12 protein-coding genes and 5 tRNA genes are annotated in these 13,827 nt (G+C 60.5%); 5 read left to right on the forward strand and 12 right to left on the reverse strand.

The window, feature by feature from the left end:
• Window positions 1-223 precede the first annotated feature (223 nt).
• The 4 genes from abaF (at window position 224) to HU764_RS18665 (ending at window position 3,776) form a co-directional block, all read left to right on the forward strand.
• Window positions 224-1,597: a fosfomycin efflux MFS transporter AbaF gene (gene abaF, locus HU764_RS18650; RefSeq protein WP_273003976.1), complete on the forward strand. Its 1,374-nt coding sequence runs from the start codon at window positions 224-226 to the stop codon at window positions 1,595-1,597.
• A 37-nt stretch (window positions 1,598-1,634) separates the two neighbouring features.
• The gene (locus tag HU764_RS18655; protein ID WP_420876197.1) at window positions 1,635-2,579 is read left to right on the forward strand and encodes a dihydrodipicolinate synthase family protein; all 945 of its coding nucleotides are present in this window, start codon (window positions 1,635-1,637) and stop codon (window positions 2,577-2,579) included.
• 130 nt (window positions 2,580-2,709) lie between these two features.
• Window positions 2,710-3,450, forward strand: a complete 741-nt coding sequence (locus HU764_RS18660; RefSeq protein WP_186681980.1) for an AzlC family ABC transporter permease — start codon at window positions 2,710-2,712, stop codon at window positions 3,448-3,450.
• Window positions 3,450-3,776 (forward strand): AzlD domain-containing protein, encoded by a 327-nt coding sequence (locus HU764_RS18665; RefSeq protein WP_099430121.1) that lies wholly within the window; start codon window positions 3,450-3,452, stop codon window positions 3,774-3,776. The genes HU764_RS18660 and HU764_RS18665 overlap by 1 nt, the downstream gene beginning before the upstream one ends.
• Before the next feature lie 71 nt (window positions 3,777-3,847).
• On the opposite strand, the gene HU764_RS18670 is transcribed toward HU764_RS18665, so the two are convergent.
• Together HU764_RS18670 and phnN are read right to left on the reverse strand one after the other, a co-directional pair.
• Window positions 3,848-3,924, reverse strand: a tRNA-Arg gene (locus HU764_RS18670).
• An 88-nt stretch (window positions 3,925-4,012) separates the two neighbouring features.
• Window positions 4,013-4,642, reverse strand: coding sequence for a phosphonate metabolism protein/1,5-bisphosphokinase (PRPP-forming) PhnN (gene phnN, locus HU764_RS18675; protein WP_186703652.1), 630 nt, complete (start codon window positions 4,640-4,642; stop codon window positions 4,013-4,015).
• A 347-nt stretch (window positions 4,643-4,989) separates the two neighbouring features.
• On the opposite strand from phnN, the gene HU764_RS18680 reads away from it, so the two are divergent.
• Complete coding sequence (locus HU764_RS18680) at window positions 4,990-5,316, forward strand: Arc family DNA-binding protein (protein WP_003254499.1); 327 nt, start codon at window positions 4,990-4,992, stop codon at window positions 5,314-5,316.
• 106 nt (window positions 5,317-5,422) lie between these two features.
• Here HU764_RS18680 and mgtE read toward each other — a convergent pair whose 3' ends face one another.
• The 10 genes from mgtE to HU764_RS18730 form a co-directional block, all read right to left on the reverse strand.
• On the reverse strand, window positions 5,423-6,865 hold the full coding sequence (gene mgtE, locus HU764_RS18685) for a magnesium transporter (RefSeq protein WP_027593075.1): 1,443 nt from the start codon (window positions 6,863-6,865) through the stop codon (window positions 5,423-5,425).
• A 377-nt stretch (window positions 6,866-7,242) separates the two neighbouring features.
• A tRNA-Arg gene (locus HU764_RS18690) sits at window positions 7,243-7,319 on the reverse strand.
• A gap of 72 nt (window positions 7,320-7,391) precedes the next feature.
• A tRNA-Arg gene (locus tag HU764_RS18695) sits at window positions 7,392-7,468 on the reverse strand.
• 72 nt (window positions 7,469-7,540) lie between these two features.
• Window positions 7,541-7,617 (reverse strand) — tRNA-Arg (locus tag HU764_RS18700).
• 107 nt (window positions 7,618-7,724) lie between these two features.
• Window positions 7,725-7,815: transfer RNA gene (locus tag HU764_RS18705), tRNA-Ser, on the reverse strand.
• Between the two features lie 72 nt (window positions 7,816-7,887).
• Window positions 7,888-8,076: a carbon storage regulator CsrA gene (csrA, locus tag HU764_RS18710; protein ID WP_003254503.1), complete on the reverse strand. Its 189-nt coding sequence runs from the start codon at window positions 8,074-8,076 to the stop codon at window positions 7,888-7,890.
• A gap of 158 nt (window positions 8,077-8,234) precedes the next feature.
• Window positions 8,235-9,470 carry an aspartate kinase gene (locus HU764_RS18715; RefSeq protein ID WP_027593076.1) on the reverse strand — a complete coding sequence of 412 codons (1,236 nt, stop codon included), beginning with the start codon at window positions 9,468-9,470 and terminating at the stop codon, window positions 8,235-8,237.
• A gap of 84 nt (window positions 9,471-9,554) precedes the next feature.
• Window positions 9,555-12,179 carry an alanine--tRNA ligase gene (gene alaS / locus HU764_RS18720; protein WP_085272489.1) on the reverse strand — a complete coding sequence of 875 codons (2,625 nt, stop codon included), beginning with the start codon at window positions 12,177-12,179 and terminating at the stop codon, window positions 9,555-9,557.
• Window positions 12,180-12,505: 326 nt separating this feature from the next.
• On the reverse strand, window positions 12,506-13,513 hold the full coding sequence (gene astE, locus HU764_RS18725; protein ID WP_186681973.1) for a succinylglutamate desuccinylase: 1,008 nt from the start codon (window positions 13,511-13,513) through the stop codon (window positions 12,506-12,508).
• A gap of 10 nt (window positions 13,514-13,523) precedes the next feature.
• Window positions 13,524-13,814, reverse strand: coding sequence for a hypothetical protein (locus HU764_RS18730; RefSeq protein ID WP_027593079.1), 291 nt, complete (start codon window positions 13,812-13,814; stop codon window positions 13,524-13,526).
• Between the last annotated feature and the right edge of the window lie 13 nt (window positions 13,815-13,827).

Genomic DNA, 13,827 nt, shown 5'->3' on the forward strand with positions numbered 1-13,827 from the left:
GCTGCGAAGAGGCCGGTAATAACCCCGTTAATCTTCGCAGGCGGCGCTGACCGCTTCGCAGCACAAGGCTGCTCCTACACGCATTACCGTGAGCGGTCTGTTTGGCTTCGTTTTTGCTTATCTAGATATCGTATACGAAATACCATATAAGGAATGCACGGCATCCAATCGATGCCGAACTGCCTACTCCTTCTTCCAATAATACGTATCGGAGTGCAAAACGATGGCCACACCCTCAACGGCGGCATCAGTGAGTGCCGCGAACACAGCAGACAAGGCGCCTGCAGGCATCAAACGTGTGGTGGCAGCCGCGATGGCGGGCGCTGTTGCCGAGTGGTACGAGTTCTTCCTCTATGGCACAGCATCGGCCTTGGTGTTCGGCCAGCTGTTCTTCCGCCAGACCGGCAGTGCAATGGACGGCATCATCGCGGCTTTCGCGCTTTACGCCGTGGGCTTTCTCGCACGCCCCATCGGCGGCTTGGTGTTTGGCCACTACGGCGACAAGGTCGGCCGCAAGCACCTGCTGCAGATCAGCCTGATCGTCGTCGGGGTGACCACCTTCCTGATGGGCTGCTTGCCCACCTTCGAACGCATCGGCTACGCCGCCCCCATCCTGCTGGTGGTACTGAGGTTGATCCAGGGCTTTGCCTTTGGCGGTGAATGGGGCGGCGCGGTATTGCTGGTGTCCGAACACAGCCCGGACAACCGCCGCGGATTCTGGGCCAGCTGGCCGCAAGCCGGCGTGCCAGCAGGCAACCTGATTGCCACGGTCATCCTCTTGCTGCTCTCCACCAACCTGACTGAAGCGCAGTTCCTGGACTGGGGCTGGCGCGTTGCGTTCTGGTTCTCGGCGGTGGTCGTGCTGATTGGCTACTGGATCCGTACCCGGGTCGACGATGCGCCCATCTTCAAAGAAGCCCAGGCCCGCCAGCAGTTGATGGAAAGCCAGCAACTGGGCGTGGTCGAGGTGGTCACCAAATACTGGCGCGAGGTGCTGATCGGCATTGGTGCGCGGTTTGCCGAAAACATTCTGTACTACATCGTCGTCACCTTCTCCATCACCTACCTGAAGCTGGTGGTGCACAAGGACACGTCACAGGTCCTGCTGCTGATGTTTGGCGCACACCTGCTGCACTTCTTCATGATCCCGTTCATGGGCTACCTCTCGGACATCATCGGGCGCAAGCCGGTGTACCTGATCGGCGCCGTGCTCACCGCCTTCTGGGGGTTCATCGGCTTCCCGATGATGGACACCGGCAACAACTGGCTGATCATGGCCGCCATCACCCTGGGCCTGGCCATCGAGTCGATGACCTACGCGCCCTACTCCGCCCTGATGGCCGAGCTGTTCCCCACCCATGTGCGCTACACCGCCCTGTCGCTGTGCTACCAAGTCGCGCCGATCCTCGCCGGTTCGCTGGCCCCGCTGATCGCAGTGACCCTGCTCAAGGAATACAACAGCTCCACACCGATCGCCTGGTACCTGGTGGTTTCCGCCGTGATCTCGATCATTGCCGTCGCCGGTGCCAGGGAGACACGCGGCAAGTCGCTGCGGGCGGTGGACGAAGAATCCGTGGCGCGCACTGCCAAGCGCTGACCGACCAACAAGAATGACAACTCTCGAGGTAATGACCATGAGCAACATCTTCACCGGCACCATCCCCGCACTGATGACACCTTGCACCCCGGACCGCAAACCGGACTTCGACGCGCTGGTACGCAAAGGCCGCGAGCTGATCGACGCTGGCATGAGCGCCGTGGTGTATTGCGGCTCCATGGGCGACTGGCCGCTGCTGACCGAGGCCGAGCGCCAGGAAGGCGTGGCCCGCCTGGTCGCCGCCGGCATCCCGACCATCGTTGGCACCGGTGCGGTCAATTCCCGCGAAGCCGTGGCCCATGCCGCCCATGCCGCCAAAGTCGGCGCCCAGGGCTTGATGGTGATCCCCCGCGTGCTGTCCCGCGGCGCCTCGGCGGTAGCCCAAAAGGCCCACTTCAAGGCCATTCTCGACGCTGCCCCTCAGCTGCCAGCGGTGATCTACAACAGCCCGTACTATGGCTTCGCGACCCGCGCCGACCTGTTTTTCGACCTGCGCCGCGAGCACCCGAACCTGATCGGCTTCAAGGAATTCGGCGGCGGTGCCGACCTGCGCTATGCCGCAGAATTCATCACCTCCAAAGATGACGACGTGACCTTGATGGTAGGCGTCGATACCCAGGTGGTGCACGGTTTCGTCAACTGCAATGCCACCGGCGCCATCACTGGCATCGGCAATGCCCTGCCGCGCGAAGTGCTGCACCTGGTCGCGCTGGCCAAACGCGCAGCCAAAGGCGATGCAAAAGCGCGCCGGCTGGCCGGCGAGCTGGAAGCGGCCCTGGCCGTGCTGTCATCGTTCGATGAAGGCTGCGACCTGGTCCTGTACTACAAGCACCTGATGGTGCTCAATGGCGACCAGGAATACGCCCTGCACTTCAACGAAAGCGATGCATTGAGCGACGCCCAACGCCGCTATGCCGAACAGCAGTACGCGTTGTTCCGCACCTGGTACGCCGATTGGTCCGCGGCCAACAACATAGACTGACCGCGCTGACGCAAAGCCCCCTTCCTCTGGCAGGGGGCAACACCTTTAGCACGCAGCCATTGCGGGCAACTTTCACGCGCATTACCTTGGGAGCGAGCCCCCCTCTCCCGGACACCGTCAAGGAATTCAAATGCCGTACCCCAGCGCGACCCAAGCGTTCAGACAAGGCGCCCACAGCGTCCTGCCGTTGACCTCCGGGGTCGTGCCCTTCGGCTTGATCACCGGGGTCACGGCCATCGGCCTGGGCCTGTCGCCCGCCGATGCCATCGGTATGACGTTGCTGTTCTATTCAGGCTCCGCGCAGATGGTGGTGATGCAATTGATGCAAAGCGGCGCCCTGCCGGTGACGATGGTGGTCACGGCACTGGTGATCAACCTTCGCTTCCTGATGTACAGCGCCAGCCTCGCCCCGCACCTGAGCCACCTGCCACGGCGCCATAAATGGCCGATGGCCTACCTGCTTTCCGACCAGTCCTTTGCCTTGTGCTCATTGAAGATGTCTTCAGGCGAACTCGGGCGCTTCGCCTTTCACTACTACGCTGGCACGGCGATTACCATGTGGTTTGGCTGGAACCTTTCGGTGCTGGCCGGCATGTACTTGGGCGCTGGCATCCCCGAAGATTGGTCGCTGGGCTTTGCCATTCCTTTGTCGTTCCTGGCGCTGCTAATCCCCAGCATCCGTAACCGGGCGACGCTCGGCGCAGCGCTGACCGGTGGCCTGCTCGCGGTGCTGGCGGTCGACCTGCCATATAACCTGGGCCTGTTGGCGGGTGCATTGGGTGGGATCATCGCCGGCTTGACCCTAGAGAACCTGCGGAAAACAAAAGCCGTACAGCCCGTGGCGGATGAACACATCGAGCAGGACGCATGATGAGCGAAATGAGCCAGTGGATTACCTTCCTGCTGATCGGCCTGGGCACCTTCGCGGTCCGCTTGTCGTTCATCGAGTTCTACACCGTGCTGCGCATCCCGCCGCTGTTTCGCCGCGCGTTGGCCTACGTGCCGGCCAGCGTGCTGGCCGCATTGGTGCTGCCGGCCGTGGTGTTCCCTGACCGGCACGCCGACTTCGACTGGATGAACCCGCAGATTCCCGCCGCGATACTGGCGGGCCTGGTGGCCTGGCGTACGCGCAGCACGCTGTTGACGCTGGGCGTGGGCATGGGCGCGCTGTGGGCATTGAAGCACTGGGGGCTGTAGGCAACGTGTGCGCACGTTTGCCGACAAAAGCGTCGGAGGGTGATGAAGGTGTGGAGTCGCTCGGAAGGAAATGGCGTCCCAGGCAGGAATTGAACCTGCAACCTTCCCCTTAGGAGGGGGATGCTCTATCCAATTGAGCTACTGAGACGCTAGAACCGGGCAGTGAACACTGCACAGTTGGACGGCCAGCATGTTAACCAGCATGCTGCCGTTTGTCATGCTGCAACAGGCCTTTTTCACGTAATCCTTTTCTGCGGTTCCGTGGCTGGTTGGGTCAGGTACCGGAGTACGCCTTCATCATGAAGCAGTTTGAACAATCCGGTCACCGCTGCGTCGAGCGTAGTGGAATTGTCCAGCACATGCACCGCAGGGTCATTGAAGGCTTGCAGCCCCGCATTACGCGCCAACCGCTGTTCGATCTCGTCCGGGGTTTCTCTGCCTCTGGCCAGCAAGCGCTGGCGCAATACCTGGGGCTTCACGTCGATGAGCACTGCCAGAAGATCCGGGTAGCGCCGCTGCGCTTCAGCCAGATAGGCGCGGGAGCCATTCACCAGCACCGCGCTGCCCGCTTCCAGCCATTGATCAACGTGCTGCGGGATCCCGTAGCTCAGGCCATTGGCTTGCCAATGCATGGCAAATCCACCCTGCGCACGCATCGCTTCGAACTGTTGGGCAGTGACGCCTTGGGCTGCTTCACCCTTGGCTTCGGCCGAACGCGTGATGATGCGGCGAGCAATTTTTACCCCGGCAGCAGTGAGTTGCTCGCGCGCGGCATCGATCAGGGAATCTTTCCCTGAACCCGACGGTCCTATCAGAAATATCAGGCGGCCTGTCGCTGATCGCCGTGCGCTTGCGTCATGTTGCATAGCCACTATGCTCTATGGAAGGAAACCCGCGCATTCTAGGAGTTTTCTTGGCCTTTTGCTGCGTTTTACCAGTTTTTGACGGCAGAAGACTGACGGCGGGACAAGTCGGAGCATGTAAAACTTTTCAAACCAGTGCTCATTTCTGATAATTGGTACTGGCATAAAGCCTTTACCGGGCTCACTATTTGTCACAGAATTGACGCCAAGGAAACGGCGACCATGAGGCAAGATGAGCATCCAATTTTCCACGAGGGTTGAACATTTTGTTGTCGCCACGGTCGTATTTCCACTCCGTGCGGCCAATTTGAGAACCGCGTCCCCTGAACCAGTAAATCCGGTCAATTTATATGCGCCCAATGAAACAGGCTATTTACTCCAGCCGCACTGCTGACAAGTTTGTCGTCCGCCTGCCAGATGGGATGCGTGAGCGCATTGCCGAGGTAGCGCGCAACCATCACCGCAGCATGAACTCCGAGATCATCGCGCGCCTGGAACAGAGCCTTATCCAGGAAGGCGCGTTGGGTGACGAGCTGAGCATGCGCCTGGACAGCCCTGAACTGTCCCTGCATGAGCGCGAGTTGCTGCAACGCTTCCGCCAACTGTCCCACCGCCAGCAGAACGCCCTGGTCGCCCTCATCGCTCACGATGTAGAAATGGCCGCCGACGCTTCCTGAAGGTTGCTAGCGAACACAAAAAAGCCAGCGTAAGCTGGCTTTTTTATTGTTCGTCACATCATTAGCAATCGTGTGTAGGAGCGGCCATAGGCTGGCCCCCCAATAATCAGAGCAGGAACAGCGTCGCCAAGCCCAGGAAGATGAAGAACCCGCCGCTGTCGGTCACCGCCGTGATCATCACGCTGGAGCCCATCGCCGGATCGCGCCCCAGGCGTGTCAGGGTCATCGGGATCAACACCCCCATCAACGCTGCCAACAGCAGGTTCAAGGTCATAGCCGCGGTCATCACCAGGCCCAACGACCAACTGCCATACAGCCAGAACGCCACCGCACCGATCACGCCACCCCAGATCAAGCCGTTGAGCAACGATACAGCCAGCTCCTTGCGCATCAGGCGGCTGGTATTGCCTGGCGACACCTGGTCCAGCGCCATCGCACGCACGATCATGGTGATGGTCTGGTTGCCGGAGTTACCACCGATGCCCGCCACGATCGGCATCAAGGCGGCCAGCGCCACCAGCTTCTCGATCGACCCCTCGAACAGGCCGATCACCCGTGAAGCCAGGAATGCAGTAATCAGGTTGATGGCCAGCCACGCCCAGCGGTTGCGCAGCGAACGCCAGACCGAGGCGAAGATGTCTTCTTCTTCGCGCAGGCCGGCCATGTTGAGCACTTCGCTCTCGCTCTCTTCACGGATCAGGTCGACCATTTCGTCAATGGTCAGACGGCCGATCAGGCGATCGCTCTTGTCCACCACCGGGGCGGATACGAGGTCGTAACGTTCAAAGGCTTGAGCCGCGTCGTAGGCATCTTCCTCGGGGTGGAAGGACACAGGGTCGGTCGCCATGACCTCTGCCACCTTCTTGTCCGGGTCGTTGACCAGCAGGCGCTTGATGGGCAGCACGCCCTTGAGAATGCCGTCATAGTCGACCACGAACAGTTTGTCGGTGTGGTTCGGCAGCTCTTTCAGGCGGCGCAGGTAACGCAATACGACTTCGAGGCTGACGTCTTCGCGGATGGTGACCATCTCGAAGTCCATCAACGCACCGACCTGCTCCTCATCGTAGCTCAGCGCCGAACGCACGCGCTCGCGTTGCTGGGCATCGAGGGTTTCCATCAACTCGTGAACGACGTCGCGCGGTAGCTCGGGCGCCAGGTCGGCCAGTTCGTCGGCGTCCATTTCCTTGGCAGCGGCGAGCAGTTCGTGATCGTCCATGTCGGCGATCAGCGATTGGCGAACCGAATCGGATACTTCAAGCAGGATGTCGCCGTCGCGGTCCGAGCGCACCAGCTGCCAGACCGTCAGGCGGTCTTCCAGGGGCAATGCTTCGAGGATGTAGGCGACGTCGGCGGGGTGCAGGTCATCGAGCTTGCGCTGCAGCTCAACGAGGTTCTGGCGGTGGACGAGGTTTTCGACCAGGTCGTGATGAGCACCCTCCTGGCGGTGGGTGAGGTCTTCGACCACGCGCTGGCGCTGCAGCAGTTCGACCACCTGAGCCAGGCGATCCTGCAGGCTCTCTTGCGCTTTCTTTACTTCTACTTCAGTCATAGGCGAACTCCACTCCCAGCAGCGGAGCACGCCGGGGGAATCAATCGGTCAGATCTATCTGTATGAATCTTGTTAAGGAGTAACTACTGGGTAAGTCCATGGTGGTATTCCACAAGCCCCGGCGGGGCTGACGGGCGCAATCATACACTGCCTAAGCTGTCAGATCGCTTAAATTTTTGGCCAGAACAATCGTTTGCGAGATAAAGCTAGGACAACGCTCGAAGCTATGTGTGCGACGGCGGGAGCAAAAGAAAAAACACAAATGCCGCGCAAAAGATTATCGGGCCGGTTTATGTGCAGTCTAGCGGGCATCACTGAGAAACAGTGAACGGGAGAAAACAAAAAGCCCGCTCATTTGAGCGGGCTTTTTGATTGTATGGCGGACTCAGCAGGATTCGAACCTGCGACCGCTCGGTTCGTAGCCGAGTACTCTATCCAGCTGAGCTATGAGTCCGTGGTCGGTATTTTTAGGCCAGATTACCACTGGCTTGTTGAAGCGTCTTTGCAAGCAGAGCCACTTCAAAAGTGGCGGACTCAGCAGGATTCGAACCTGCGACCGCTCGGTTCGTAGCCGAGTACTCTATCCAGCTGAGCTATGAGTCCGTGGTTGGTAGTTTTAGACCAGATTACCACTGGTTGTTTGAAGTAGCCTTGTAAGCAAAGCCACTTCAAAAGTGGCGGACTCAGCAGGATTCGAACCTGCGACCGCTCGGTTCGTAGCCGAGTACTCTATCCAGCTGAGCTATGAGTCCGTGTCTTGCCGCGCATTATAGGTCGCTGAAACATTTTTGCAAGAACTTTTTTCGTTTAATTTCAACTACTTAGCGTTCTTACTGTTTACAGCGGCCTAAGCGAATAATGGCGGTGAAGGGGGGATTCGAACCCCCGATACCCTTATGAGGTATACTCCCTTAGCAGGGGAGCGCCTTCGGCCACTCGGCCACCTCACCGCAACACGAGGCGAATATTAAAGAACCTCTTTCACCTTTGCAACCCTTTTTTTGAAAAAAACTTCAAAAGAATTAAAGGCTTGGCTCCTCGTCCTTCTCTTTCTTGATCCGCAGGTAGATTTCCTCGCGGTGCACAGCCACTTCTTTCGGGGCGCTGACGCCAATACGCACCTGGTTGCCTTTGACGCCAAGCACCGTCACGGTGATCTCGCCGTCTCCAATGATCAGGCTCTCGGCGCACCGGCGAGTCAGAATCAACATAGCTTTCTCCTTACGCAAAACATTCAGGGATAACAGTCTTTGGTATCGGGGGCCTGGTCGCGGACGACGACCCAGCCCTGGTTGCCCACCCCGCAGCAGCGTGCGTGGCGAGCAGAAACGCGAAGGGCGCGGCAAGCCGCGCCCTTCCAGGCAGCGCCTTACTCGCCCTGTCGGGCAGGAGCGTCCAGTTCGAACGCGGTGTGCAGCGCGCGTACGGCCAGCTCCAGGTACTTCTCTTCGATCACGACCGAAACCTTGATCTCGGAGGTGGAGATCATCTGGATGTTGATGCTCTCCTTGGCCAGGGCTTCGAACATGCGGCTGGCAACGCCTGCGTGGGAGCGCATGCCAACGCCAACGATCGAGACCTTGGCGATCTTGGTGTCGCCGATCACTTCGCGGGCACCGATTTCACGGGCGGTGTTCTCCAGCACGTTCTGCGCCTTCTCGTACTCGTTGCGGTGTACGGTGAAGGTGAAGTCGGTGGTGTTATCGTGCGCCACGTTCTGCACGATCATGTCGACCTCGATGTTCGAGGCGCTGATCGGGCCGAGGATCTTGAAGGCCACGCCCGGGGTGTCCGGCACGCCGCGAATGGTCAGCTTGGCTTCATCACGGTTGAAGGCGATACCGGAAATGATCGGCTGTTCCATGGATTCCTCTTCATCAATGGTAATGAGGGTACCCGGACCCTCCTTGAAGCTGTGCAGCACGCGCAGCGGGACGTTGTACTTGCCGGCGAACTCCACCGAACGGATCTGCAGCACCTTGGAGCCGAGGCTGGCCATTTCCAGCATCTCTTCGAAGGTGATCTTCTCCAGGCGCTGTGCCTGCGGCACCACGCGCGGGTCAGTGGTGTAGACGCCATCGACGTCGGTGTAGATCTGGCACTCGTCAGCCTTGAGCGCCGCCGCCAGGGCGACGCCGGTGGTGTCGGAGCCGCCACGGCCAAGGGTGGTGATGCTGCCGTGCTCGTCGACCCCCTGGAAACCTGCAACCACGACCACACGCCCTTCCTTGAGGTCGGCGCGAATCTTCTGGTCGTCGATCTGCAGGATGCGGGCTTTGTTGTGCGAGCTGTCGGTCAGAATGCGCACCTGGTTACCGGTGTAGGACACCGCTGGCACACCACGCTTGATCAAGGCCATGGTCAGCAGGGCAATGGTGACCTGCTCACCGGTCGACACGATCACATCCAGTTCACGCGGAACCGGCTGATCGGTGATCTGCTTGGCCAGATCGATCAGGCGATTGGTTTCACCGCTCATGGCCGACAGCACGACCACCAAGTCGTCGCCCGCCTCACGGTGTTTCTTGACCTTTTCGGCTACCTGCTCGATCCGCTCGATGGAACCGACAGAGGTGCCGCCAAATTTCTGTACGATCAACGCCATTTCAATGGTGCCTCAGCCCATACAGGGCCCCAAAAAACAATCCAACATGAAGGAGCCGGCGACTAGACCGCCGGCCCCCTCATCTCAAAGTCCCTGCTCTGCGAACGGCACGGCCAGCGCCAAGGCCTGGTCCAGCGCAGCGACGTCGACGCCGCCACCCTGGGCCATGTCCGGACGGCCACCGCCCTTGCCACCCACTGCCGCAGCGGCTTGTTTCATCAGATCGCCAGCCTTGAGTTGGCTGGAGAGGTCCTTGGTCACGCCGGCCACCAGCACGACCTTGCCCTCATGCTCACTGCCCAGCAGGATCACTGCGTGGCCGAGCTTGTTCTTCAGCTGATCGACCAGGGCCAGCAAGGCCTTGCCATCTTGCCCATCCAGGCGAGCGGCAAGCACCTTGGCACCCTTGACCTCAACGGCCGCGTTGGAGAGATCATCCCCGGCGGCGCTGGCGGCCTTGGCCTGCAGCTGTTCCAGCTGCTTCTCCAGCTGACGGTTGCGCTCGAGCACCGCCGACAGCTTGTCGATCAGGTTGTCACGGTTACCCTTGACCAGTTGCGCGGCTTCCTTCACCTGCTCTTCAGCAGCGTTCAGGTAGGCCAGCGCAGCCGCGCCGGTAACCGCTTCGATACGACGTACCCCAGAGGCCACGCCGCCTTCGCTGATGATCTTGAACAGGCTGATATCGCCGGTGCGCTTGGCATGGATACCCCCGCACAGCTCCACCGAGAAGTCGCCACCCATGCTCAGCACGCGCACGGTATCGCCGTACTTCTCGCCGAACAAGGCCATGGCGCCTTTGCGCTTGGCGGTCTCGATGTCGGTCACCTCGGTCAGCACCTCGGTGTTGCGGCGCACTTCACGGTTGACGATGTCTTCCAGCGCCTTGATCTGCTCTGGCTTGACCGCCTCGAAGTGGCTGAAGTCGAAACGCAGGCGCTGGCTGTCGACCAGCGAGCCCTTCTGCTGTACGTGATCGCCCAGCACCTGGCGCAGCGCTTCGTGCAGCAGGTGAGTGGCGGAGTGGTTCAGCGAGGTGGCGTGCTGCACGTCGGCGTCGACCTTGGCCTCGACCTCGGCACCCACGCTCAATGCACCGCTGGCAACCACACCGTGGTGCAGGAAGGCACCGCCGGTCTTGGTGGTATCGCGCACGTCAAAGCGCACGGCGCCGGCCTGCAGGAAGCCGCTGTCACCCACCTGGCCGCCGGACTCGGCGTAGAACGGCGTGCGGTCGAGGATCACCACGCCCTGCTCGCCTTCGCCCAACTGCTCGACGGCCTGGCCGTCCTTGTACAGGGCAATGACCTTGGCCTGGCCTTCGGTGGTGGTGTAGCCCAGGAAGTCCGTGGCGGTGTCGACCTTGACCAGGCTGTTGTAGTCCATGCCGAAGGCGCTGGCAGAGCGCGCACGCTCACGCTGAGCGTCCATTTCACGCTCGAAACCGGCTTCGTCGATGGTCAGCTCGCGCTCGCGAGCGATGTCGGCGGTCAGGTCCATGGGGAAGCCGTAGGTGTCGTACAGTTTGAACACCACGTCACCCGGCACCACGTCACCCTGCAGTTGCGCCAGGTCCTGCTCGAGGATGCGCAGGCCTTGCTCCAGGGTCTTGGCGAATTGCTCTTCTTCAGCCTTGAGCACGCGCTCGATATGCGCCTGCTGGCTCTTCAGCTCTGGGAAGGCTTCGCCCATCTCGGCCACCAGTGCGGCAACGATCTGGTAGAAGAAGCTGCCCTTGGCGCCCAGCTTGTTGCCGTGGCGGCAAGCGCGGCGAATGATGCGGCGCAGCACGTAGCCACGGCCTTCGTTGGACGGCAGCACGCCGTCTGCGATCAGGAAGCCGCACGAACGGATATGGTCGGCGACCACTTTCAGCGACGCCTGGCTGTCATTGCTGCAACCGATGGCCTTGGCCGCGGCGCTGAGCAGGTTCTGGAACAGGTCGATCTCGTAGTTCGAGTGAACATGCTGCAGTACCGCACTGACACGCTCCAGGCCCATGCCGGTGTCTACCGAGGGGGCAGGCAGCGGGTGCAGGACGCCATCGGCGGTGCGGTTGAACTGCATGAAGACGTTGTTCCAGATCTCGATGTAGCGGTCGCCGTCTTCTTCCGGCGAGCCGGGTGGGCCGCCCCAGATGTCGGCGCCGTGGTCGTAGAAGATCTCGGTGCAAGGGCCGCACGGGCCGGTATCGCCCATGGTCCAGAAGTTGTCGGACGCGTACGGGGCGCCTTTGTTGTCACCGATGCGCACCATGCGCTCGGCCGGCACGCCGATTTCCTTGGTCCAGATGTCGTACGCTTCGTCATCGGTGGCGTAGACGGTGACCCAGAGCTTTTCCTTCGGCAGGTTCAGCCACTTGTCCGAGGTCAGGAAGGTCCAGGCGTAGGTGATCGCGTCGCGCTTGAAATAGTCGCCGAAGCTGAAGTTGCCCAGCATCTCGAAGAACGTATGGTGACGCGCGGTGTAGCCGACGTTTTCCAGGTCGTTGTGCTTGCCACCGGCGCGTACGCATTTCTGGCTGCTGACGGCGCGGGTGTAGGCGCGCTTTTCCTGGCCGAGGAAGCAGTCCTTGAACTGGTTCATGCCGGCGTTGGTAAACAGCAGGGTCGGGTCATTGCCCGGGATCAGGGAGCTGGAGGCAACTCGGGTGTGTCCCTGCTCTTCGAAGAAGCGAAGGAAGGCTTCACGGATTTCTGCGCTTTTCATAGGTTCTTCCACGGAAACGGCGGCCCTGGTGGGCAAACGCGTCGACGAAACGACGGCAAAGGGCCGCATTATATCGGTCCTGCAAACTCGGTGCAGTGTGTTTATGCGATGGAAAACGTCGAATAGACGGTTTTCAGGCGGTTGCAAACGAAAATGACATGATCGGATGCTAATTGCAGCCTTTCGCCACTGGCAAGCCCATTACGGCCGAAGGGAAGGGAAAATGGAATAGACGGTGAATTAATAGGTTTTCAGGGTGAAACAGGATCCAATAAACCTGCATTTCCGGTAGGAGCAGCCTTGTGCTGCTCCTACAAGGGCGGTATTCAGCCTAGGCACTGGCCCGAATCCGGTACCACCAGAATTCCCGCGCGCAGGCCGTTTTTTACTTTGGGGTTAGGGAAGATGATCCGCGCGCCCTCCTCCTCGACCACCCAGCGCGTTTCGGCCAGGTCTTCGGCCAGGAGGTAACCCATGCTCAACTCGGAGAAGTTTTCGATATCCGCCGGCAAATGCAGGCGGAAGCCCTCGCTGTGCTTGATGATCTCGCGAGCGACGCGGAACAGTTTCAAGCCCTCCAGCGAGTCTTCAGTCTCAGGCTCGGTGCCTTCGATGATCTGGATCAGGCGCTCTTCCAGCTTGTCGAGGTTGACCTGCTCGTTCTCCCCGAACGGCCTCGCCTTGCCAAGCTCCAGGGTGAACGCCTCGGCGGCGAGCTGCTCGTAGGTGAAGGCGCTGAAGGTAATGGACGACTTGCTCTGCAACAACACGGCCTCCATACCCGCTGCGGCCAGGCGCGCCAGCTCCCGGCGGGAATGCTTGCGCCCTTCCTTGTAGGGGTACAGGGCAAACTGCTCGATCTTCGAGCCACGGATGGCGGTATGCAGGTCGTAATGCAGGCGGGGGCGGCCCGGCTTGCTGAAGAACACCCGGGCAAACTGTTCAAGCTCGGCGGCGCGCAGCGCCTCGAAACCACTGGACAGCTCGTGGCGACCATTGAACAGGCGGTTGATGTCCTGCTCGACGAAGCGCTCGCCCTTGCGGATGGCCGCCGGGTTGCCGAACAGGAACAACACCCGCGAACGCGGCTTGATCTTGCCATTGGCCACGCCATGCAACAGGCGCTCGAGCAACTCGATCGGCGCCGTTTCGTTACCATGGATACCGGCCGACAGCAGCAGGTCGAGCCCACTGTCCTCATGCTCGGGCGGGCGCACCTCAAGGGCGCCCTCCCCCAGCCAGCGCAAACGCACGCCCTTGGGTGTAACTTGGGTCTTCTCGGCCGGTTCGTGATCGGTCAAGGTCAGCTCAAGCAATTTGCCGAGGGCGAGCATAGGCACTTCCTTAATGGTGGTGACCGCAATCAGGGCCATGGACGTGATCGTCGCCATCAGCGGCTTCAGCCAGCTCCATTTCCAGCTGCAGGCTGACCAGGTTGGTGGCCATCGGGCGCAGCAGCAGGTTGGCATACTCGGTGTCGTTTTCATCGACATCCACGCCAATCAGCAACTGGCCGCGGCCGTCCTGCTGAATCCACACTTCCTTGCCTTGCCAGACCACAGCAAAACGGGTGCAGGAGGTTTCCAGCTGGGTGCCGTCTTCGTCTTCGAGGATCAGGCGCAGGGCATCGGTCATTACTTAGTCTCTC

The organism is Pseudomonas kermanshahensis (assembly GCF_014269205.2).
In the GTDB taxonomy this organism is placed as follows: domain Bacteria; phylum Pseudomonadota; class Gammaproteobacteria; order Pseudomonadales; family Pseudomonadaceae; genus Aquipseudomonas; species Aquipseudomonas kermanshahensis.

Bases quoted from the DNA above. Each gene is read 5' to 3' on its own strand.
- alaS (WP_085272489.1), bottom strand. From the start codon at position 12,179: ATGAAAAGCGCAGAAATCCGTGAAGCCTTCCTTCGCTTCTTCGAAGAG.
- HU764_RS18680 (WP_003254499.1), top strand. From the start codon at position 4,990: ATGCGCCCAATGAAACAGGCTATTTACTCCAGCCGCACTGCTGACAAG.
- HU764_RS18665 (WP_099430121.1), top strand. From the start codon at position 3,450: ATGAGCGAAATGAGCCAGTGGATTACCTTCCTGCTGATCGGCCTGGGC.
- HU764_RS18660 (WP_186681980.1), top strand. From the start codon at position 2,710: ATGCCGTACCCCAGCGCGACCCAAGCGTTCAGACAAGGCGCCCACAGC.
- phnN (WP_186703652.1), bottom strand. From the start codon at position 4,642: ATGCAACATGACGCAAGCGCACGGCGATCAGCGACAGGCCGCCTGATA.
- HU764_RS18730 (WP_027593079.1), bottom strand. From the start codon at position 13,814: ATGACCGATGCCCTGCGCCTGATCCTCGAAGACGAAGACGGCACCCAG.
- astE (WP_186681973.1), bottom strand. From the start codon at position 13,513: ATGCTCGCCCTCGGCAAATTGCTTGAGCTGACCTTGACCGATCACGAA.
- csrA (WP_003254503.1), bottom strand. From the start codon at position 8,076: ATGTTGATTCTGACTCGCCGGTGCGCCGAGAGCCTGATCATTGGAGAC.
- mgtE (WP_027593075.1), bottom strand. From the start codon at position 6,865: ATGACTGAAGTAGAAGTAAAGAAAGCGCAAGAGAGCCTGCAGGATCGC.
- HU764_RS18655 (WP_420876197.1), top strand. From the start codon at position 1,635: ATGAGCAACATCTTCACCGGCACCATCCCCGCACTGATGACACCTTGC.
- abaF (WP_273003976.1), top strand. From the start codon at position 224: ATGGCCACACCCTCAACGGCGGCATCAGTGAGTGCCGCGAACACAGCA.
- HU764_RS18715 (WP_027593076.1), bottom strand. From the start codon at position 9,470: ATGGCGTTGATCGTACAGAAATTTGGCGGCACCTCTGTCGGTTCCATC.